The 19,912-nt window shown below is 65.1% G+C and carries 22 protein-coding genes, 1 tRNA gene and 1 pseudogene; 18 read left to right on the top strand and 6 right to left on the bottom strand.

Features of this window, described 5'->3' with window-relative positions:
* Positions 1-444 precede the first annotated feature (444 nt).
* Together H9634_RS05485 and H9634_RS05480 are read right to left on the bottom strand one after the other, a co-directional pair.
* Positions 445-933: a hypothetical protein gene (locus H9634_RS05485; RefSeq protein WP_165882696.1), complete on the bottom strand. Its 489-nt coding sequence runs from the start codon at positions 931-933 to the stop codon at positions 445-447.
* A gap of 236 nt (positions 934-1,169) precedes the next feature.
* Positions 1,170-1,769 (bottom strand): TetR-like C-terminal domain-containing protein, encoded by a 600-nt coding sequence (locus H9634_RS05480; RefSeq protein ID WP_165882697.1) that lies wholly within the window; start codon positions 1,767-1,769, stop codon positions 1,170-1,172.
* A 98-nt stretch (positions 1,770-1,867) separates the two neighbouring features.
* Between H9634_RS05480 and H9634_RS05475 the strand changes: the two genes are divergently transcribed.
* The 3 genes from H9634_RS05475 to H9634_RS05465 are packed head-to-tail and all read left to right on the top strand — an operon-like array spanning position 1,868 to position 4,204.
* Positions 1,868-2,791, top strand: a complete 924-nt coding sequence (locus H9634_RS05475) for an AvrD family protein (protein WP_165882698.1) — start codon at positions 1,868-1,870, stop codon at positions 2,789-2,791.
* On the top strand, positions 2,788-3,414 hold the full coding sequence (locus H9634_RS05470; protein WP_191725709.1) for a hypothetical protein: 627 nt from the start codon (positions 2,788-2,790) through the stop codon (positions 3,412-3,414). The genes H9634_RS05475 and H9634_RS05470 overlap by 4 nt, the downstream gene beginning before the upstream one ends.
* Positions 3,395-4,204, top strand: a complete 810-nt coding sequence (locus H9634_RS05465; RefSeq protein ID WP_191725708.1) for an SDR family NAD(P)-dependent oxidoreductase — start codon at positions 3,395-3,397, stop codon at positions 4,202-4,204. The genes H9634_RS05470 and H9634_RS05465 overlap by 20 nt, the downstream gene beginning before the upstream one ends.
* On the opposite strand, the gene H9634_RS14710 is transcribed toward H9634_RS05465, so the two are convergent.
* The 3 genes and pseudogenes from H9634_RS14710 to H9634_RS05455 form a co-directional block, all read right to left on the bottom strand.
* Positions 4,201-4,335 (bottom strand): hypothetical protein, encoded by a 135-nt coding sequence (locus tag H9634_RS14710; protein WP_263598794.1) that lies wholly within the window; start codon positions 4,333-4,335, stop codon positions 4,201-4,203. The genes H9634_RS05465 and H9634_RS14710 overlap by 4 nt on opposite strands.
* A 248-nt stretch (positions 4,336-4,583) precedes the next feature.
* Positions 4,584-5,976, bottom strand: a pseudogene (locus H9634_RS05460) (IS1380 family transposase).
* A gap of 176 nt (positions 5,977-6,152) precedes the next feature.
* A complete protein-coding gene (locus H9634_RS05455; protein ID WP_165882702.1) occupies positions 6,153-6,500 on the bottom strand; it encodes a histone-like nucleoid-structuring protein Lsr2 in 348 nt (115 codons plus the stop codon).
* A gap of 253 nt (positions 6,501-6,753) precedes the next feature.
* Here H9634_RS05455 and H9634_RS05450 point away from each other — a divergent pair, with 253 nt between their 5' ends.
* The 7 genes from H9634_RS05450 to H9634_RS05420 all read left to right on the top strand — a co-directional run bounded on the left by H9634_RS05450 (position 6,754) and on the right by H9634_RS05420 (position 12,865).
* The gene (locus H9634_RS05450; RefSeq protein WP_165882703.1) at positions 6,754-7,155 is read left to right on the top strand and encodes a hypothetical protein; all 402 of its coding nucleotides are present in this window, start codon (positions 6,754-6,756) and stop codon (positions 7,153-7,155) included.
* Positions 7,156-7,276: 121 nt separating this feature from the next.
* Positions 7,277-7,753, top strand: a complete 477-nt coding sequence (locus H9634_RS05445; RefSeq protein WP_165882704.1) for a hypothetical protein — start codon at positions 7,277-7,279, stop codon at positions 7,751-7,753.
* A gap of 50 nt (positions 7,754-7,803) precedes the next feature.
* Positions 7,804-9,585: a type IV secretory system conjugative DNA transfer family protein gene (locus H9634_RS05440; RefSeq protein WP_191725707.1), complete on the top strand. Its 1,782-nt coding sequence runs from the start codon at positions 7,804-7,806 to the stop codon at positions 9,583-9,585.
* Between the two features lie 104 nt (positions 9,586-9,689).
* Positions 9,690-10,574, top strand: coding sequence for a hypothetical protein (locus H9634_RS05435; RefSeq protein WP_191725706.1), 885 nt, complete (start codon positions 9,690-9,692; stop codon positions 10,572-10,574).
* A 155-nt stretch (positions 10,575-10,729) separates the two neighbouring features.
* Positions 10,730-11,299, top strand: a complete 570-nt coding sequence (locus H9634_RS05430) for a hypothetical protein (protein ID WP_191725705.1) — start codon at positions 10,730-10,732, stop codon at positions 11,297-11,299.
* Positions 11,296-11,508, top strand: a complete 213-nt coding sequence (locus H9634_RS05425; RefSeq protein WP_241241407.1) for a helix-turn-helix transcriptional regulator — start codon at positions 11,296-11,298, stop codon at positions 11,506-11,508. The genes H9634_RS05430 and H9634_RS05425 overlap by 4 nt, the downstream gene beginning before the upstream one ends.
* Positions 11,495-12,865, top strand: coding sequence for a site-specific integrase (locus H9634_RS05420; protein WP_191725704.1), 1,371 nt, complete (start codon positions 11,495-11,497; stop codon positions 12,863-12,865). The genes H9634_RS05425 and H9634_RS05420 overlap by 14 nt, the downstream gene beginning before the upstream one ends.
* 42 nt (positions 12,866-12,907) lie before the next feature.
* On the opposite strand, the gene H9634_RS05415 is transcribed toward H9634_RS05420, so the two are convergent.
* Positions 12,908-12,981, bottom strand: a tRNA-Pro gene (locus H9634_RS05415).
* Between the two features lie 319 nt (positions 12,982-13,300).
* On the opposite strand from H9634_RS05415, the gene H9634_RS05410 reads away from it, so the two are divergent.
* From H9634_RS05410 to H9634_RS05375, 8 genes are all read left to right on the top strand, one after another.
* Entirely contained in the window at positions 13,301-14,206 is a 906-nt protein-coding gene (locus H9634_RS05410) for a DUF881 domain-containing protein (RefSeq protein WP_165882708.1), read from the top strand.
* Positions 14,203-14,535 carry a small basic family protein gene (locus H9634_RS05405; protein ID WP_165882709.1) on the top strand — a complete coding sequence of 111 codons (333 nt, stop codon included), beginning with the start codon at positions 14,203-14,205 and terminating at the stop codon, positions 14,533-14,535. Before H9634_RS05410 ends, H9634_RS05405 begins: the two co-directional genes overlap by 4 nt.
* 3 nt (positions 14,536-14,538) lie before the next feature.
* Positions 14,539-15,432: a DUF881 domain-containing protein gene (locus H9634_RS05400; protein WP_191725703.1), complete on the top strand. Its 894-nt coding sequence runs from the start codon at positions 14,539-14,541 to the stop codon at positions 15,430-15,432.
* A 108-nt stretch (positions 15,433-15,540) separates the two neighbouring features.
* Positions 15,541-15,945 carry a glycine cleavage system protein GcvH gene (gene gcvH, locus H9634_RS05395; RefSeq protein WP_165882711.1) on the top strand — a complete coding sequence of 135 codons (405 nt, stop codon included), beginning with the start codon at positions 15,541-15,543 and terminating at the stop codon, positions 15,943-15,945.
* Positions 15,945-16,832: an FHA domain-containing protein gene (locus tag H9634_RS14990; protein WP_404801668.1), complete on the top strand. Its 888-nt coding sequence runs from the start codon at positions 15,945-15,947 to the stop codon at positions 16,830-16,832. Before gcvH ends, H9634_RS14990 begins: the two co-directional genes overlap by 1 nt.
* A gap of 5 nt (positions 16,833-16,837) precedes the next feature.
* Positions 16,838-17,314, top strand: coding sequence for a bifunctional nuclease family protein (locus H9634_RS05385; RefSeq protein WP_165882712.1), 477 nt, complete (start codon positions 16,838-16,840; stop codon positions 17,312-17,314).
* Between the two features lie 106 nt (positions 17,315-17,420).
* Positions 17,421-18,821: a class II 3-deoxy-7-phosphoheptulonate synthase gene (locus H9634_RS05380; RefSeq protein WP_318245008.1), complete on the top strand. Its 1,401-nt coding sequence runs from the start codon at positions 17,421-17,423 to the stop codon at positions 18,819-18,821.
* Positions 18,822-18,883: 62 nt separating this feature from the next.
* On the top strand, positions 18,884-19,909 hold the full coding sequence (locus H9634_RS05375; protein ID WP_191725701.1) for a threonine aldolase family protein: 1,026 nt from the start codon (positions 18,884-18,886) through the stop codon (positions 19,907-19,909).
* Positions 19,910-19,912 lie beyond the last annotated feature (3 nt).

The raw sequence follows: 19,912 nt of genomic DNA, 5'->3' as shown, positions 1-19,912 counted from the left end.
ATCAGTGAGCAGCTGGAATCGAGACATGACTCAAGAGTTCCAGAAACCAACCGTAAACTTTGTCAGACACGCCCTAGGTATGAAACCTAGCTATGCGTGAACGTCCGCGCGTTACGTTCAGTCGCCCGTACGGCGAGAGTACGGAAATTACTGTGCTTACACTTGGGCCTCGCCGACCACAGGCTTTCCTCGGCGGACCCACCGTTGCCAGGTGGGTTTCGCGACCAACTAGTTCGGACCGACAGCAGGAGCGGAGGAGATTCCTCAGAGTGGAAAGCGGAGATCTGGCACAATCGAACTCAGGTAGCGATGCAAGTCCGATTCGTAGTCATCCACGCCACAAAAGAGGTGAAGTCGAGGCCCAGGGCAGCTTCGGTACGTGTTTGCAGCGGTCCTTGACCGGTCCAGGGCGGGACAGGCCCCGACAACGACACGATTTCCCGGCTAAGTGGAGGCGAGACTGTGGGAGATACCGGCCTTCGTCAACGGTGCCGCGCACGTGGCGTTCAGGCTGGGATGCTGCTCAGGTTTGGGACAGAGGGAGATCGCGGTTGCTGCGATCTGAAGATGGAGAGTTGTCAGGGAGGCGATTCCAGGGCACGTGCTGATGGCGGCGTTCAGGAGTGACTTCAGTGCGACTCTCATAACGACCTGGGGCAACCAGTGCGCGGTTAGCTGGTCAACGATCGCATCGACTGCGGCTCCAGGCACAGCAAGGAGCTCTTGGATAGAGACTGCTGCCTGCTCAAGTAACTCGCACCAATAGTGTCCCCGCAGCGATCCGTCCAGCGGCGTGCCTTCTTCCTCGGCCGCGGCGTCAATGAGCACGTTGAGCGCCTGCTCGAGCCGCTTATCAGCGGTTCCGGTCAAGAGGATGCCAAGCGCTTGTTCGCCGAGTTTCGTAAGCTCGGCGCTCGCCAGCGTGCTGGGCACATACCTCGAGGGCGTCGCGCCCGTGCCTAAGTGCGAAGTTGTTGGTGTTGATCGCACGGATGCGGGCGCGGTGGCGCCTCCCGAAGAACCAGCGCTGCAGTAAGGGCATTCGAGACCGCGCTGAGATCCAGCTCGATGACCCCTCTTCGGAGCGTTTGGACAACTCACTGGATGCCTCCCTCTTGTCTGCGCTTCGAACGGACCTAGGACACAGCGCCGCTTGGCGGATGATTTACCTAGGCTTGACCAGTTTTCGCCACGCCGAGCTCTTTAAGTACCGTGGCGACCGTTTGCCGGGCGATCACATCTGTGACGGGGAGCTCCGTCGGGAGCAGTATCCGAGAAAGCAGCGGACCGAAAAGCAGATCACAAATATACTCCGAATCGACATCCTTCTCCGCAATTTCACCTCGCCCAACCGCTGCCGCGATCACATCGGCAACATTCCGCCGTCGAGGGGCAATGAAGCGGTCCAGATACGACCGACGGATTGCCTCGTCCGTCCGCATTGCCTCAAGCAGTGCCGGCAGGTTGTGCATCAGGAGGGGCGAGGTCATCATCGCAACGTCGTTACGTTGGAGCGCCAGTAAATCCGAGCGAAGCGAACCGGTGTTCGACGACGGGGCGTCTGGGTATCGTTCCAGGATGACGTCCAGAGCGAGTCGAGCGATGCTCCGATAGCGCCGGTAGAACGCAGGCCGACTCGTGCCAACCTCGTTTACGAGCCCATCGACGGTGAGCTCAGAGAACCCCTCGGTCGTCATGACCCGCTCGGCCGCCTGGAAGAGGGCCTGACTGATGGCCGGATTGTTACGTCGCCTCGTGTTAGTAGTCACAACTGTAACGCTACCAGCATGCGGGCCAAAGGAACAGAGCCCCACTTTGACGGCGTGCAGCCGCCAGAGTGATGCGTTACACAGTAGGATCTGAGAGCATGAAGCCAAACGACGGGTGGCGTCCAACTCGCCTGGAAGAAGCACTGGGACCCGCTGCCGGAAGGTTCTTCGGCACGGGCTACCGGACCGTGACGCAGGAGCTCGAAGGAGAGCGAGGGCATCCGGACGTGTTCGAAGGCGTGGGACACGTGTCGTATCCGGAGGACTGGTCGGTGCGGGAAGACGGATCGCGCCGCACTCCGCACTTAAGCACAATCGATGCAGTAACCCTCCCCTTGCGGGCCATCAGCAGAACTTGGAGCAGACCGCCAGGAGAGTATGTTTCTGCGATTCACCTTCGGGCCGGCAGTCAGCCGTGGTTGAATCTTGAGACCGTGCCAGTGGTGATCGAACCGGCCGCGCCACCGGAGGATACCGGGAAATCACGATCCTTCACGGCGTCAGTCGGAAACATTAAAGCGAGACTTTGCCTCACTCGGTCGACTATGGATACTGAGCCGTATCAGGCCGGAGCGACCGATATCTACGAAGAGCTTTATAGAAGCACTGACTGCGTAACTACTCTCACGAACTTCGATTCGTCGTCCGGGGTCTTGGAGGCGGAACATGAGTTCACGCGCCCTACTGAAACACAAGAAGCCCCGGTCGGTCTGGAGTGCGAATTCTGGCCCTCGGTGACAGTCATTGACTACCTAGTTACCATGGGCCAGATCGTCCAGGTTCTGATGGCAAAACGGCAAGGGGCGGACCGCGAAGGCGGACAACTGTGGATGCGAACCATGAGCATCCAATTACCGAGCCCACCGGCGCCCCTGCCAGCATCAATTACCAGCCGAACTGCGCCGACACATGAACGCCTCATCGAAAGAGACGGCCGCCGGATCCAACTGATCACGACCGACTCTTCCACTTCGACCGGTGTGCGCGTTGTTGCGCAGCTCGCGCATGTGGAGGAACAATGAGTACACACGAGAATCAAAAAGTCCTTGAACTGGCTGCCGATGTGCTGACGTCACAGCCGTATCAAACCTTGACCCTCGAGAAGGTCGCGGAGGCCGTCGACCTGCCGTATCAAGTGTTGGTGGACACGTACGCAACTATGCACTCGCTGGGGACGGCGATCCTCACCTATGAGGGATCGACCATGCGGGCCGCACAGCAACGAGCGGCGGAAACCACCGCCGCCCCCCTCGAACGACTGCAACTGGCGTTCCGCCTGGTCGGTCGGAACCTAGCGCATGACTCGATCGCGCGTGCAGGTATTCGCATCGCCGCTGAAGCTGCGGACTGCTTCCCCGAGCGAAAGATCAACCCGTTCCGCACTTGGGAAAAGTTTGTTCTCCGGAACCTCGAGGAAGCGCAGAATCTCGGTCACCTCAGACCGGACGCCGACATCAACTCCGTTGCCTGGCTGTTCGTGGCAGCGGGCATGGGGACGAAAGACCTCCTGGGATTCACCGGCGAATGGGCAGACGCCGAAGAGAGGCTCTCGACGATCGCCGCAATCGCAATCAACAGTGTCCGTGCGCGCTATGACCCCAGCCCGACGAGAGTAAATAACGAGAATGGAGAACAAGATGAATGATGCGGCCCGCAAATACGTTGTCGTGACCGGAGCAACTGGCGGTGTCGGATACGCCACAAGCCTGAGGCTTGCCCGTGATGGCTACGACGTCATCGTCCAATACGGGACCCGCCATGACAAGGCGCTGGAACTCCAAGCTGAGATCGCTGACGTGGGCATGAGCGCAACGATGGTCCAAACCGACCTGGCTGAGCCCGCCGGGCAGACGCATCTTGTCGCCGCTGTCGAGTTGGCACTGTCCGATGCCTCTGAATCAACACTGGCTGGTCTCGTGAACAGTGCCGCCAAACTGGTCGGACCGTCGTTTGACAACGCGACAATGGAGCAGTTTGATCACTACTTTGCTCTCAACGCGCGTGCCCCCTTCTTTCTTGCTCAGCGCCTGTCCAAGTTCATGGGTCCTGGAAGCAGCATCGTAAACGTTTCTTCAGTGGCGACTCGGTTCTCGAGTTCTGGCGACATCGTGTACGCGATGAGCAAGGCTGCTCTGGAGGCACTCACCTTCCATGCGGCAGAAGCGCTCGCAGCGCGTGGGATCCGGATCAACACGGTGATGCCAGGCTTCACTGACAACGGGCACCCTGCCTTCCAGGACGTCGCGGTGCGAGCCTACATGTCGTCATTCTCCGCGCTCGGCGGCGTCGCCGACCCTGCCGATGTAGCAAATGCGATCACGTTCCTCATGTCGGACTCCGCATCACGGACCACAGGTACGCTGCTCGATGTGAGTGGTGGCAGCGCTCTCGGACGACGCCCTGCAGACGGGTCGCTTGAGGATCTTCTTGGCTAGGCCCTTCGCCCCGGGCCCTCCTGGCGCCCCACCGCAGCCGTCGCCGCGGTCAGGGTGGGGTACTCCTGCTGGTGATCCATGACGAGCCGCACGCACCTCACGCGCAGCTCAGGATCGATCTTCTTCGGCATGCTGTCCACCTTCCGGACTCAAACAGCAACTGCATCAAACCCGGGCCGATTCACTTCTGATGAACGCCACCCGTTTAGCCTTGATCCACCGATCTGCTTGATGTCCGGGGGTTCATTCGGATTCGAGCGCGGACGCGATGAGTGGGCAGGAGGTAGTGTCCCGGCCTTTCACCGGTCTCTTCCACACTTCGCTTGCCAGGGTCTCCTCCATGACTCCGGTCTCGGGCCCCCTTCCAAGGGCGGGTTGATCAGGCCGGCATTGTCCGGGGTGGCCCCAACGCCGATTGCCACAGCCGTGAGAACTCCGTCGCCTACGGCCAGGCTCTCGGCAGATGCAGGAACAGCTTCCTGGCCCGGTGAGCGATCCGGGCCGGGATGCCGATGATCCGCGTCCGCAGCGTCTGAGCGCACTTTGCTCATCCGCCCACCAGCGAGTCCGGCAGCGGCTTGCAGCAAGTTGTGAGTGATCGCTGCGATCGTCACCCAGGCGGCATTGGCGTTGAACACCCCAGAAGGCATATGCGCCAGGGCACCGTTTTTCAGTTCCGCATTGATCTGCTCGATGCTCGCGTGCTTGCGGTGCATGTGATCAACAGCGACAGTGTCGAAACGGTCTTTGTCCACGGTGGTGAAGAACGCGTGGTAGCGGAACAAGTCGAACAAGGGGTCCTGTCCAGCAGTTCGTTTGGTCTCGTTGAGCTCCGGGATGCGGCGGACGACCAGCCGCCCGGTGGCGTGCAGGGACTTCTTCTTCGAGGTGAACGCGGTGAACGGGATCTCAGCGACTTCAGCCTTCGAAATCCAGGTCTTGGCCTCTTCGTCATAGATCGCATCCGGGTATTCAATGCCCGTCCACGCGTCGTCGCTGATCGTGGCGATCGCTGCTTTGACTTTCTTGTCCATGCGCACCGTGATCGACACATGAGCCCCGGCATCGTGGGCGGCTTTGGCCACTTGTGAGGAGTAGTACGCCGAATCAGCCCTGACCAGGGCTGGGAGGTCGGAGTTGATTCGGGCCGTGGTGGCCAGAGCATCGGAGACGAACTTGTCAGCACCCCGGGCTGACGAGGTTGAGCCTTTGCGCAGGCGCTGGCCGACGATGATCTGGCTGGAGCCGGAAGTCGATGCGGTCGCCAGGATTGCGTTGAGTCCACGACTGCCTTGGTAGCCGAACCCAGCTCCCTGTTTCCTCGCGGAGTGAACATCGATGACGGTGTCGTCGATATCGACGAAGATCATCGCTGCTTGTCCAGTGTCTTCGCTGGTGGGCAGCAGTGGTGTGTGTTCATTGAGGTTGGTCAGGAAGCGAGACGAGATCGCGTCGAGTTGTCTGACGTGGCCGAAGGCGAACGAGCGCAGGAACGATCCCAGAGTCGAAGGGGCGTAGACACGGTCGAACAGGCGTGTCATGCCGCCGTGGCGGACGAGGTTCATGTCATCGATCGAGTCGGCTCCGGCAGCCATCTCGCCGATGAGTGTGGCCAGTTTCGCAGCTGGGTTCGCGCCTTTGTCAGCGCCAGTAGTCGACACGGTCAGCTTGTCGTCGGCGAGGTCGAGCAAGCCGGCCTTCTGGGCCAGGCACATGATCGGAACCAGCCCGGTGGTCGCGATGAGATTCTCGTCATCGAAGGAATGAGACACAGCCGTGGGTGTGTGATTGAATAGCACCTGAGAGGTGCCCCTTTCTTGGCCGGGAATGTTGACTGAGAACATCACCATTTTCCCAGTTCAGAAGGGGCATTTCCATTCCACGCACGGCTTGATCCGACTACTTACATCGGTGGATCAAGGTTTAGGCCGAGCTCGAGCGATTGACCTTAATGGGCGGCTTCGTATGCGTCCAAGACCACATTCGGAATCCTGCCGCGGTCCGGGACAGTGTGCCCGTTCTCGCGCGCCCAGGACCGGACAGCCGACATGTCGAGCCCGTGACCGGGCTTCGTCGTCTTGGCTCGTGACTGGCGCGTCCGTGCGGGGGCGGCAGACTTTCTGCTGACGGAGACATACGGCTCCAGGGCCTCGCGGAACTTCTTCGCGTTGGCAGGACCGAGGTCGATCTCGTAGTGCCGCCCGTCAATGCTGTACTGGATCGTCTCGCTGTCCTCTTCAGAGAGAATCTCGCCGTCGATGTCGTCGGTAATCTGGGACACGAATTTCCTTGCCATGGGGCGAGTGTACGAGATACTCCGCTCGTGAAGAGCGAACCTCAGAAAAGTGCCTGTCCGCTGCGGCACGCTCAGCGACCATGAACATCGAGAATCCCCGCGTCGACCGCATTCGATCTGTGACCGATTCGCCGCAGCGAACCCGGGAACTGCCCTGACACGAAGAGGCCCCGACACAGTCCCGGTGCCCGAGCCCGCGGGGTCCGGGTGCATGGTCTCGGTAGCGGGGGTGTGGTGTCCGTACCTGCCGGGTATGGACACTTCAGCAAATGTCACCCCGGCCCGACTTCGCTTCGATGCCCACGATGAGGCGTGGCTGATCGCGACGATCAACGGCACCCGCATGCCCTGCGCCCCGATCCACACCAGCGAGCTCGACGCGGCGATCGACGAGCTCGCCGGCCAGATGGGCGGGCGCACACACGTGGAGATCCACCACCTCGACGGCAGCGTCGAACGGCGTCTGACCGCACCACCAGCACAGCAGAGAAGTCCTAGCGTCGGCGGGCCTCCGGTGTTCACCCCCAACGATGCGGACCCAGAGAGCGGCGGCGGCCGGCTCCTGCGCATCGGGGGCGGCATCTGCGCGATCGTGGGCGTCCTCCTGTTGGGTCTCGCGCTTGCTCGCCTGATAAGCGCGGTGAACGCACCGTAGAACCGGACTGGCCGGAGAGGCGACATACCTGCCGGGTGTGAGATCACGTCAGAAACGCTCCCGCCCTTCCAGCACGTCTACCGGCAGGCACACCGCGGCCCGGGCAGAGGCGATCCCTCCGGTGCTGCCGCTGATCGTCGCCGAGGCCCACGAGGACACCCTCGTGGTGACCACCAACGGCGATAAGGCCACCGCGACCACGATCGCCCGCGCTGACTTCTGGACGCATATCGCCGAACAAGTCAGCGCCCTCGGCGTCGCCACGCGCATCGAAATGCACGAACCCGACGGTCGCGTGCTCGCGGACATCCTCGACCCGCCACCACCCGAGCCTGACACCCCAGGCGACGACGACACCGACAGCACCGACGACGGTGCGGAGGAGTTCGGGCTGGTCGAGCTCACCGGGGAGGGCTTCACCCCCGGGGAGGAGATCCTCGTCGGCCTCCTCATCCGGCACGCCTCCGCCGATGCCGGTGGCCGTACCCGTGTCCTCATCGACCCCGGCGAGCTCGACATCGACGAGCTGCCCGAGCCGGTCGAGGTGGTGCTGACCGGGCGCATCTCGCGCAGCGTGACGATCCGGCCACTCACCTGAGTGCTGCCCGGCCTCTTCTTCTGGCCGGCTGGCACGAAGGAGACCCGCTCGTGAACAACCGCCCACCCAATGACCAACTCGTCAGTCTCGCCCTCGGCGCTCTGGCCGGATTCGCCGCCCTCGCCTTGCTCCTACGCGGTATCGGCTCCGCGGCCGCGTTCGTCACCGGCAGGCCGCAACCGACCGGCTGTCCCGCGACCGGCATCGGTGTCTTCGCCTCCCCGTTAGACCCCGGGGCGGCGATGGGAGCACCAGGCTTGAACCCGTTCGTGTTCTGGGCGCTCGTGCTCCTCACTCTCACCGGTCTCGCGCTGCTGGCCGGGCTGGTCTGGCGGATCGCGCGCCGATCGAAGCAGAGCAACCATATCCATCGCCTGGACGGGACGGCGACGGCAGACGAAGTCGCACGCGTGGCCTCCCGGAAAGTCCTCATCCAGAGGGCATCGACGCTGCGTCCGTCCTTGACGGGGCGGGGCGATCCCAGCGACGTCGGGTACTTGCTGGGAACGACGCGGGGCGGGCAGGTGTGGGCCACGATCGAGGACTCCATGCTGCTGCTCGGCCCACCACGCAGCGGGAAGGGCCTGAACATCGTGATCAACATGATCCTCGATGCCGCAGGCCCGGTGATCGCGACCTCGACCCGGCCGGACAACCTGACCGTGACGATGAAAGCACGGGAACGTAAGGGGCCGGTGGCGATCTTCGATCCGCAGCAGCTGGCACCGGGCCTGCCGGCGGGAATGCGGTGGAGCCCGGTCCGCGGCTGCGCCGACCCCCTGACGGCGATGATCCGGGCCAAGGGCCTGGCGACGGCAGCGAACTTCGGCGGCGTCTCCGATGGGGGCTTCTGGGAGGGCAAGACCGCCGCAGCGATCCAGGCCATGCTCCACGCCGCAGCCTTGGACGGGCAGGGTGCACGCACCGTCTACCAGTGGGCGCTCAACCCCACCACTGCTGCCGACGCGGTCCGTATCCTCTCGACCCATCCGGATGCTGCCGATGGGTGGGCCGATTCTCTCGACGCGATGGTCCAGGCCGACCCCCGCACGAGGGACTCGATCTGGCAAGGCGTCTCCCTGGCCTTCGCGGCCCTGGCCGATCCGCGGGTGCTCGATGCCGTCTCACCGGGTCCCGACGAGGCGTTCGACCCGGAGGAGTTTCTCACCGCCAACGGCACCCTGTACCTGCTGGCCACCGGCAGCGGCTCCGGAGCGGCCGCAGCCCTCGTGGCCGCGTTCATCGAAGACCTCGTCGAGACCGCCCGGAAGCTCGCGGCCCGCTCAGCAGGCGCCCGGATGGACCCGGCCCTGCTGTTGGCATTGGACGAGATTGGGAACTTGGCGCCGCTGCCGGCGCTGCCGGTGCTCATGGCCGAAGGCGGGGGTACCGGGATCACGTGTCTGCCGGTGCTGCAGTCCCTGGCGCAGGCGAGGGAGAAGTGGGGCGAGAACAATGCGAACGCGCTCTGGGATGCCTCGATCGTGAAGATCCTCCTCGGCGGGGCGAGCAACTCCAAGGACCTTCAAGACGTCTCCACCCTCGTCGGAGAACGAGACGAGACCACGGACTCGGTGAGCACCGATGCCTACGGGTCGCATTCGAACCAGCGCTCCATCCGACGGGTACCGATCCTGCCCCCGGACACGCTACGGACGATGCCGTTTGGGACCGGGGTGGTCATGCTGCACACCGCCCGCCCGATCATCACGAAACTGCGCGCCTGGCCCACCCGTGCCGACGCCGCCCAGCTGCGCACCGATCGCGCCCAGATCGAGGAGCTGTTGCGCGCGGGCACCCAATCGGGCACCGAGAAGCCCTCGGCTGCATGACTGCCCTGTGACCTGATGGTCGCCGTCGCGGTGTGCCGGGAGAGGCCCATACCTGGTGGACAGCCCCGGTGAGACCGCTGGGGTTCGAAGTGAGAGGAAGCATCATGCCCGTTCCCACCGGCCCCGGCATCTCCGGGTTCATCAAGTCCAGGCCGCAGCTGTCGATGACCGTCAACAACGATCCGCGGTTCTCCGCGTGGGTCGGGATCCCGCAGACCCAGATCGATGAGAACGGGGTCCTGCAGGAACTCGAGCCCCTCGAAACCCGAATGGTCATGTTCGGTGCCTCCGCGCAGCGGGCGCACGAGAAGTTCCGCAGAGGGGATGACATCGTCGCCTTCGGCGCCAACAAGGAATACACCGCCACCCGAGATGGGCAGCAGGTCACGGAGGAGTATTTCCTCGCCTCGCACATCGGCCACGACAACAACGTCACGACCTACACCGTCCACCGCGGCGGGCCCGAGAGGTATGCGGCCGAGCGAGACGGGATGCAGCGCGAGGCCGTCCGCCAGGACGCAGTCGCCCGCGAGAAGGCCCAGCAGCAGGCAGCGGGCCAGCAGCCCGTCGGCCAGCAGGCACCCGCGCAGCAGCAGCCCGGCCAACAGGCACCCGCACAGGCTGCTCCTGCCCAGCAGGCACCGGCGCAGCAGCAGCCGGCCCAGACGGCGCCTGCCCAGCCCGCGCAGCAGGCTCCCCAGCAGCCCGCACAGCAACAGGCGGCGCCCCAGCAGCCGGTCGCTCCGCAGCCGCCCGTTGCGCCGCCGCAGAACGCTCCCGTGCAGCAGGAGGCTCCTGCTGCGGCCCCGGCGCAGGCGCCACCGGCGGCACCGAATGCGGGCCCGCCGGACGGGCAGCAGCCCCAGGCAGGGCAGGCCCCGGCAGGTGACCCGGTCGCCGAGGTGCTCGCGCAGCGACAGAACGAGGTTGCCGCTGAGCCCGCTCCGGCCCGCGCGGAGCCGCCCGGGCACGAGGCGATGTCTCGGTAAGACCCCCTCAGACCGCGCGGCGGTCAGCACCCCACGCCGCCCTCACCGCTGACCGTCGCGCACCCTTCTTCTTCGTGACCCTGCGACCCGGGAGGCATCATGCCGACACCGACGAACCCCGACGAACCTGCTGACATCTCCGATCTGCCCCGGAAGTGCTCAAGCAGGTCAAGCAGATGGTCTCGCGCGAGTACGCCAAAGACCTCCGCGCGCAGCTTGGCAGCGTCCCGCGGACCATCGACTGGACCCGCCTGAGTCCGGAGGATCTCGAGCACGAGCTCCTCGAGCTCAACCAGTTCGTGGACTGGTTGCGCCACACGTATGGGCTGCCGCCGCAGATCATTCCGCCGATGTGGCATCGACACTGGGAGATGATCTGGGAACTCTCCGCGCTCAGGCAGCAGTGGCTGACCTGCTACGACCAGCAGGCCAAGGGCAACATGGGCGTCGTCTTCCACGCCGAGTTCGCCGCCGCCCGCGAACGCCTCCGCGACTGGGTCACCATCTCCGGCAGCCGGCTCGACCGTGACCGGGCCACCCGCATCACTCCCTGGCCTGGCGGAGAGGCCGAGGGGTTCACCCCGACCGACAGCACCGAGTACCCGGTGGAGAATCGGAACGAGGACTTCGTCTCCTTCGTCGAAGACCAGGTCCTCGAGCGTCAGCGTGCCCAGGACGCCGAGGTCCAGGAGATCGTGAACTCCGAGTGGAGCGAGCGGCCGTGACCGAGCCGAGCGGGCAGATCCTCGTCTCCCCGTTGATGGACAGCCGGGAGGTCGCCGCCTACTTGAAGGTCTCCGAGTCGACGCTGTCGCGCTGGCGCGTGGATGAGAAGGGGCCACCGTTCATGCAGATGGGCGGGATCGCCCGCTACCGATACGAGGCCGTCGAGGCATGGCTGGCTTCCCTGGAACAGACCCATGAGCGCACCTGAGAGACTGCCGACGTTCCCGCCGATCGGGGTGAAGGTCTCCACTGACGTCGAACTACGCGTCTCCGTCGTGCGCGCGCGGGTCAGGTGGACCGACCCGGCGACGAAGAAGCGCATCACCCGGGCCTTGGTCGTTCCCGATGAGGAAGCGGCCGAGGCCTTCTTCGACCAGCTGCAACGTTCGGCGAAGGCCGGGGTGGACCTGACGATCACGTTGAGCGATTACATCGAGCAGATCGGCGACCGCTGGAAGCGCGGCCTCGACCCGACCTCGACTGCCACCGGCTACTGGGCAGGACTCCGGCTGCGGGTGATTCCGGCGATGGGGCATGTGCCGGTGGCAGGGATCAGTACCGGCATGATCGATAGGACCATCGATGATTGGGAGCTGAAGCTCTCGCCCTCGTTGATCAAGTCCTCGGTCGCCGCGCTTGTGCGCGTGCTCGACGAGGCGGTGCGGGATGAGCTGATCGAGAAGAACCCGGCGCGCAACCGTTCCCGTCGCTCTTATGGGAAGAGCTCGGTCTTCGACTTCAGCAGCCCCGCCGATACTTCTCCGCGCGCGCACGCGATCAAGGACCTGGAGACGCTGACCAAGCTCGCCGGGGCCTGCGGGGAAGCGGGGCAGCCTTACTCCGACTACGTGATGCTGTGTGCGCTCCTGTCGGCGCGCAGTTCCGAGGTCGCGGGTCTCTGGGTCGAGGATGTCAACTGGGACGCGAACATCGTCACGATCCGCAAGCAGACCTTCCCCTCCTCGAGCGGGCTCGTGACAAAGCAGACCAAGGGCAGGGAGGAGCGGCCCGTGCCAATCCTGCGCCCGCTCGTGCCCGTCCTCGAACGATTGACGACCGGGAAGGAACCGACCGACCGGGTGCTCATCGGCGTGCGCGGCGGAGTGATCACGACCGCGAACGTCAGCCGGGCCACGAAGTGGGATTCGCTCGTGACCGAGATGGGGCTGCCGCAGCTGTCCCGGCATGGTCTGCGGCATACGGGAGCGACCTGGATGGCCGATGCCGGCATCCCGCTGCATGTGCTCCAGAAGATCCTCGGCCACAAATCGATCGACACGACCAAGGGCTACCTGCACCCCGATCTCGGCCATATCGCCAAGGCGGGGAGCTGGCCAACAGGTTCCTCGACGCCCAGACAGAGGCGCCCGAGCGGCCCTCGGGCAAGAGGCGCGGGAAGTCGAAGCCTGGTCCCGACGAGCGTGGCCTCTGAGGCCGAAAATGGGCTTCTGGTTCCGGTTTGGTCCCGGGTGATCAACTTGGGCGCCTTCAGGCACCCTCCGGAGAGGGCGCGGGCGAGGGGTTCAAGAGGATCCAACGGCGCTTGTAAACGAAGCGGGACATGACGAAGCCCAGGTCAGAAACATGCTCTGACCTGGGCTTTTACGTCGGGCTGACAGGATTTGAACCTGCGACCCCATCACCCCCAGTGATGTGCGCTACCAAGCTGCGCCACAGCCCGCTATTCATTTGTTCCCGGGCAAACCAGGGCTAAGCCACCTTACCCCCAGTGCAGCGCGCTACCAAGCTGCGCCATAGCCCGATGCCGATCATGCAGACGATCCTGCGAATCGGCTCGTCTAACTGTATATCGGCACTTCGGCTGGAGCAAAAACTCCCGCACGACTGCGGCACACCTCACAGCCGCGCCATCGGCACCGACGATTCATGAGATGATCGGTCTCAGCATGCTGCTGCGCATGCGGCCCCGCTGACGGGCCCGACGTGCTGCACGCAGTCTCACGCGCACCCGGGTGCGATCAACGAGAGGAGGCCGCCGGATGCCCGAGACCAAGCGCCTCCGGCGCGCTCGCAGGTTCGCTGAACGACGGGTGACATCCCGGGGCAGCGACGCGCTGCGCGAGTCCTACTCGTCCTCGCTGCTCGAGTCGCTGTGGCTGCGCACTCCTGAGCCGGACTACGAGCTGGCGGCCAAGTCCGGGGCCCCCAAGCGGCCGAGCACCAAGCTCATCGCAGGCATCGTCGCTGTGTTCCTCGGGCTCACCGGCTCGATCGCCGTGGTCCAGCTGACTCGCGGCAGCGGGGGAGAGCGTACGACAGCGGACTACCTCATCGAGCAGATCGAACAGCGCTCGCAGGAGAACGAGGACCTCGCCGCCTCCAATGAGCAGCGTGCCGCCCGGCTCAGCGAAGCGCAGACGTCGGTCCTCGGCGAGGATCGCAGCAGCGAGCTGGAAGCGCTGGCTGAGAAGGCCGCGCTGACCCCGGTCACCGGACCGGGCGTGACGCTGACGCTCACCGATCAGGACACCAGTGCGCTTGACAATGACCCGCGGAAAGCCCCGCCGGAGGCCAACAAGGTTCACGACGAGGACATCCAGGCCGTCATCAATGCGATGTTCGCCTCGGGCGCCTACGCTGTGGCCGTCAACGACCACCGGATCACCACCACCTCGGCGGTGCGCAGCGCAGGCGGGGCGATCCTCGTCAACTACGACCCGCTGCGCCCACCCTACGAGGTCGTCGCCGTCGGCCCAGACGACCTCATCGACCGCCTCGACCAGACCCAGGCGGCCAGCTATCTGGCCACCATCAGCAAGGACTACGGGATCGGCTACTCCGCCTCGACCTCCGCCGAGGTGACGATCCCGGCAGCCGAGCTCTCACAACCCCGGTACGCTCAGCCGAAGGGCCAGGAAACAGCAGACTCTGAGGAGACACAGTGATCGCGATCATCGGGCTCATCATCGGCATCATCCTCGGGATCGTCCTCGATCCCGAAGTGCCCGCCGTCATCCAGCCGTACCTGCCGATCGCCGTGGTCGCAGCCCTCGACGCGCTCGCCGGCGGCCTGCGCGCAGTGCTCTCGGGCAACTTCGACGACCGCGTCTTCGTCATCTCGTTCTTCTCCAACTCGCTCGTCGCCGCGCTCATCGTCTTCCTCGGCGACAAGCTCGGCGTCGGCTCGCAGCTCTCGACCGGCGTCGTCGTCGTCCTCGGCATCCGCATCTTCACCAACGCCGCCGCAATCCGCCGGCAGCTGTTCAAGGCGTGACCGATGGCTGATCGAGACGAAGAGATGAGCGCCCAGCAGCCGCACCCAGAGGACCGGCCGCTGACCCGGCGTGAGGCGCTGGCCCGCGAGCAGGGCAAGCCGCTGCCGGACTCCGGTCTCGAAGCGGACGGCGAGCAGGATGCGCCCGCCGCCCCTCGTCTGCCTGGGCCCAACCCCGAGCCTGAGGACGCCGGCACCCGGCGCGACGTCGTCGGCCGGCTCTCAAGCGCGCTGAAGTTCCGGGCCAATCGCTCCCAGCTGCTGGCCGGTGTGCTGTGTGCGCTGCTGGGCTTCGCCTTCGTCGCCCAGCTACAGCAGACCGAGGACGCGGGATTCTCGCAGCTGTCCGAACCTGAGCTCATCCGCATCCTCGGCGACGTCGATTCCCGCAACCAGCGCCTGGAGCAGGAATCCGCCTCGCTGCGCCGTGATGAGGACGAGCTGCGATCCTCGACGAACCAGCAGGAGGCTGCGCAGAAGCAGGCCGAGGAGCGGGCTCGGTCGATGCAGATCATCACCGGCACGGTTCCGGTGACCGGGCCCGGCATCGATGTGACGATCACCGCCCAGCCCGGTCAGCTCAGCGCCTCCAATCTCGTCACCCTGGTCCAGGAGCTGCGCGATGCCGGGGCGGAGGCGATCGAGATCGGCGGGCACCGCGTGGTCGTGTCCACCTACTTCACCGACACCCCGACCGGCGGTCTGGAGATCGACGGCGAACCGGTGGACCTGCCGATCCGGATCCTGGCGATCGGGCAGCCGGACACGATGGACACCGCCCTGCGCATCCCCGGCGGCATCTACGACACGGTCGAGAAGCGCGGCGGGGCGATGACCATCAGCCAGGAGACGAGTCTCGACATCGACAGCATCGTCCCGCAGCTGGGCAGCGGATGACCTCGCGTGCGTTTTCGCATGCATGGTTTCTGTGATGTTGCTCTAGTGTTATCTTCATTCTGTCGACCAGTTATGCTGGGTACACCACCACGATGAGCAGGAGACAACATGCCCGACCTGACCTTCCCAGCCTCACTGCGGTATTCGCGTGACCACGAGTGGGTCACCGAGACTCGTGAGGGATCTGTCGTGCGCGTGGGCATCTCCGATTTCGCGCAGGATCAGCTCGGCGACGTCGTGTTCGTCGATCTCCCCGAGGTGGGTGACAGCGTCACGGCCAACGAGAACTGCGGCGAGGTCGAGAGCACCAAGAGCGTCTCCGACATCGTCGCCCCGGTCAGCGGTGAGGTCATCGCGGTCAATGAGTCCCTCGAAGACGCCCCGGAAGTGATCAACTCCGATCCCTATGGTGACGGATGGCTCTTCGACGTTGAGCTCAGCGATGTCTCTGAGCTTGATACGCTCATGGATGCAGACGCGTATGCCGCAGCAGTGGAAAGCGAGGGAGCCTGATGTCCCAGCAGAACTACCCGCAGGATGAGGCGGGACAGACTCCGTGGTACGGCGGCGATGACTCCGCCCGCGAACCGCGCGCTTTCCCGTATCAGACCGGTGAGACCCCGACCGGCCCGAATCAGAACCAGGGCGGCTCCCACGCTGGCGGTGAGCAGCCTGCGCCCGCAGCTCCGCAGCAGCCGGGCTACGACGCCCAGCAGTACGGCAGCGGACCTGCCGCTCAGCAGCAGTTCGGTTCGCAGCCGCAGTACGGCTCGCAGCAGCCCTATGGCGGCCAGCCGCAGTACGATGCCGGTGCGCAGCCGCAGCAGCAGTACGGTTCGCAGCCCCAGCAGAGGTACCCGCAGGAACAGCAGGGCTTCGGCTCCCAGCCTGGCTACGGCGCTCCGCAGGCGTCGGATCCGCAGCAGCAGGGCTACGGCTCGCAGCCGCAGGGCAGCCAGCCCGAAGCCGGCACTCAGGCGTCTCCGAATGCCTACGGCAACCAGCCTGTCGGCGGCCACGACCAGCAGGTGCCGAGCATCCTCGACCCGCGCACCGGTGAGATCCACCCGGTCTCCGATCTCAACCACCTGCAGGAGACCGATGCGCTCCTCGTCGTCGTCTCCGGCCCTGACGCCGGAGCGCAGATCCTGCTCGACACCGACGTGGTCACCGTAGGACGCAGCCCGAATGCCGACATCTTCCTCGATGACGTGACCGTCTCGCGCAAGCACGCTGAGTTCGTCCGCACCCCGAGCGGATTCACCCTGCGCGACACCGGCTCGCTCAACGGCACCTACGTGGGCCGTCAGCTCATCGATTCGATCGAGCTGCAGAACGGCGCGGATGTGCAGATCGGGAAGTTCCGGATGATCTTCCAGCAGCGTCCACGCAGCAGCTGAGCGAAATGGCCTACGTCAGCGTCGAAGTCGTCGGGGTACGCATCGAGTTGCCCGCCAACCAGCCGATTCTGCTGCTCAAGGCCCTGTATCTGCCGCGCTATCTGCCGATCTGGATCGGCACGGCCGAAGCCAACGCCATCGGCATTGCCCAGCGCGGTCTGACACCGCCGCGGCCGCTGAGCCACCACCTCATGCTCGACATCCTCGAGTCCTACGGGGCCGAGCTGGCGGAAGTGGTCATCACCGGCAAGGAGAACCACACCTTCCTCGCCGAACTGCACACCTCCGACGGCAAGACGATCTCCGCGCGCCCGTCCGACGCTGTCGCGCTTGCGCTCATCGCCGAATGCCCGGTGCTGGCCGATGAGCAGCTCATTCAGGAGAACGGCATCGAAGCTCCCGAGGCAGACGAAGAGGAGGTCGCACAGTTCCGCGACTTCCTCGACCATGTCTCACCGGAGGACTTCGAAGGCGAAAGCTGAGCTTTCCCAGCCTGCCGTTCGCACACCGGACACCGCACCTGCGTGCCGATGCCGCCATGAGACCATGGAGGCATCGTCACTCCCATCGATCGAAGGAACACAGACTGTGAACATCAGCCGCGTCTACCAGGCCGCCGGACAGGCAGAAGCCAGCGAAGAGACCATCACAGGCCTCGACGCCTGGCGCTCCATGTCGCCTCGCCAGCAGCCGACGTACGAGGATGCAGACGAACTCGCTGCCGTTCTCGAGCGGCTGCGGTCCGTTCCGCCCCTCATCTTCGCCGGCGAAGCCGACAAGCTCACCGAGCGCATCGCCGCCGCCAGCCGCGGAGAGGCCTTCGTGCTCGCCGGCGGTGACTGCGCTGAGTCGTTCGCCGACGCCGATGCCGACCGGATTCGCCGCCGGGTGCAGACCGTGCTGCAGATGGCTGCCGTGCTCACGTACGGCGGATCCCTGCCGGTGGTGAAGATCGGCCGGATGGCCGGCCAGTTCGCCAAGCCGCGCTCATCGGACACCGAGGTGCGCGAGGGCGTCGAGCTGCCGAGCTACCGCGGTGACATCGTCAACAGCTATGAGTTCACCCCTGAGGCACGCCGGCATGATCCCAACCGGCTGCTCGAGGCATACAACATCTCCTCGTCGACCCTCAACCTCATCCGCGCCTTCACGACCGGCGGCTTCGCCGACCTGCGACTGGTCCACGACTGGAACCGCGGCTTCCTCGGCTCGAATCCGAACTATCACCGCTACGAGCAGATGGCCCGTGAGATCGACCGGGCGCTGAAGTTCATGGCGGCCTGCGGCGCCGATTTCGACAGCCTCAAATCCGTCGAGTTCTTCTCCGCCCACGAAGCCCTGCTGCTCGAATACGAGCGGGCGCTCACCCGCATCGACTCGCGCACCGGAGACCCGTACGACGTGTCCGGTCACTTCCTGTGGATCGGGGAGCGGACCCGCCAGCTGGACTCAGCACACGTCGACTTCCTCTCCCGCGTGCGCAACCCGATCGGCGTCAAGCTCGGGCCCAATGCCACCTACGATGACGCCATGGCCCTGGCCGAGAAGCTTGATCCCGAAGCAGAGCCGGGCCGGCTGACGTTCATCACGCGCATGGGCGCGGAGAAGATCCGCGAGGGCCTGCCGCGCCTGCTCAGTCAGATCGGCGACCAGCTTCCGCACGTCACGTGGGTCTGCGACCCGATGCACGGCAACACCATCACCTCGAACACCGGGTACAAGACCCGCCGGTTCGAAGACGTCATGGCAGAAGTCGCCGGTTTCTTCGACGCGCACTACGACGCCGGCACCATCCCCGGTGGCCTGCACATCGAACTCACCGGCGATGATGTCACCGAGGTGCTCGGCGGAGCTAGCGAGATCGACGACGAGGGCCTGCGCCGCCGCTACGAAACGCTCGTCGACCCGCGGCTGAACCACGATCAGTCACTGGAGATGGCATTCCAGGTCGCCGAGTACCTCACCAAGCACCAGCAGGAACACGGATGACCCGCAGGCAGGCTGCCGCGCCGCATGCCTGCCTGACCACCACCAGCTGAGGAGCCCGCACGATGATCGACCTGCGATCAGACACCGTCACCCGCCCGGATGCTGCCATGCGCCAGGCGATGATGGACGCCGACGTCGGCGACGACGTCTACGGTGAGGACCCGACGATCAACGCCCTCGAAGCCCGCGTGGCGTCCCTGCTCGGACACGAGGCCGGCATCTTCTGCCCCTCTGGTTCGATGACGAACATGCTCGGTGTCGCTGCACTGGTCGCACCCGGCTGGGAGCTCATCGCCGAATCCCAGGCACACGTGCTGCGAGCCGAGGCCGGCGGTCATGCCGCCCTGGCAGGCGTCACCTCCCGCACCTGGGTCTCACCGGACGGCACCTTCACCGCCGCCGACGCACTCGCACTCATGAGCCGACCGCGCGGCTACCACCAGGTCGGCACTGCTGCGATCGCGGTGGAGAACACCCACAACTTCGGCGGCGGGCGGATCGCCGACATCGACGAGCTGCGCACACTCAGGCGTGAGACCGCAGCAGCTGGAGTCGCCGTCCACATGGACGGTGCGCGCCTGCTCAACGCCTGTGCAGCCACCGGGATCTCCGCCGAGGAATACGGCCGGCAGGCCGACACCGTCTCCCTGTGCCTGTCCAAGGGCCTGGGGGCACCCGTGGGCAGCGTGCTCGTCGGTAGTGCGGACGTCATCGAGAAGACTCGTCTGCTGCGCAAGCGCTACGGAGGCGCCATGCGGCAGGCCGGCATCCTCGCCGCCGCAGGGCTGTATGCGCTCGACAACCACGTCGCCGGACTGGCCGACGACAACGCCCACGCCCGGCAGCTCGCCGACGCCCTGGCAGCCGCCCGCGAGGGCATCGTCGACCCGGCGACCGTGGAGACGAACATCGTCTTCCTCGACGTGAGCCACCTGCCGGTGGACGCCGAGCAGTTCGCCGCTCAGGCAGCCGAGCGCTCGGTGCGGGTCTCAGTGATGGGGGAGAACAGCGTCCGGCTCGTCACCCACCGGGATGTCTCACCCGAGCAGATCGACACGGCAGCTGAGGTGCTCACCAGCCTCGTCTGAGGC

Origin of the sequence: Brevibacterium gallinarum (assembly GCF_014836885.1) — a bacterium.
Lineage (GTDB): Bacteria > Actinomycetota > Actinomycetes > Actinomycetales > Brevibacteriaceae > Brevibacterium > Brevibacterium gallinarum.
This window is presented reverse-complemented; position numbering and strand designations above follow the sequence as displayed.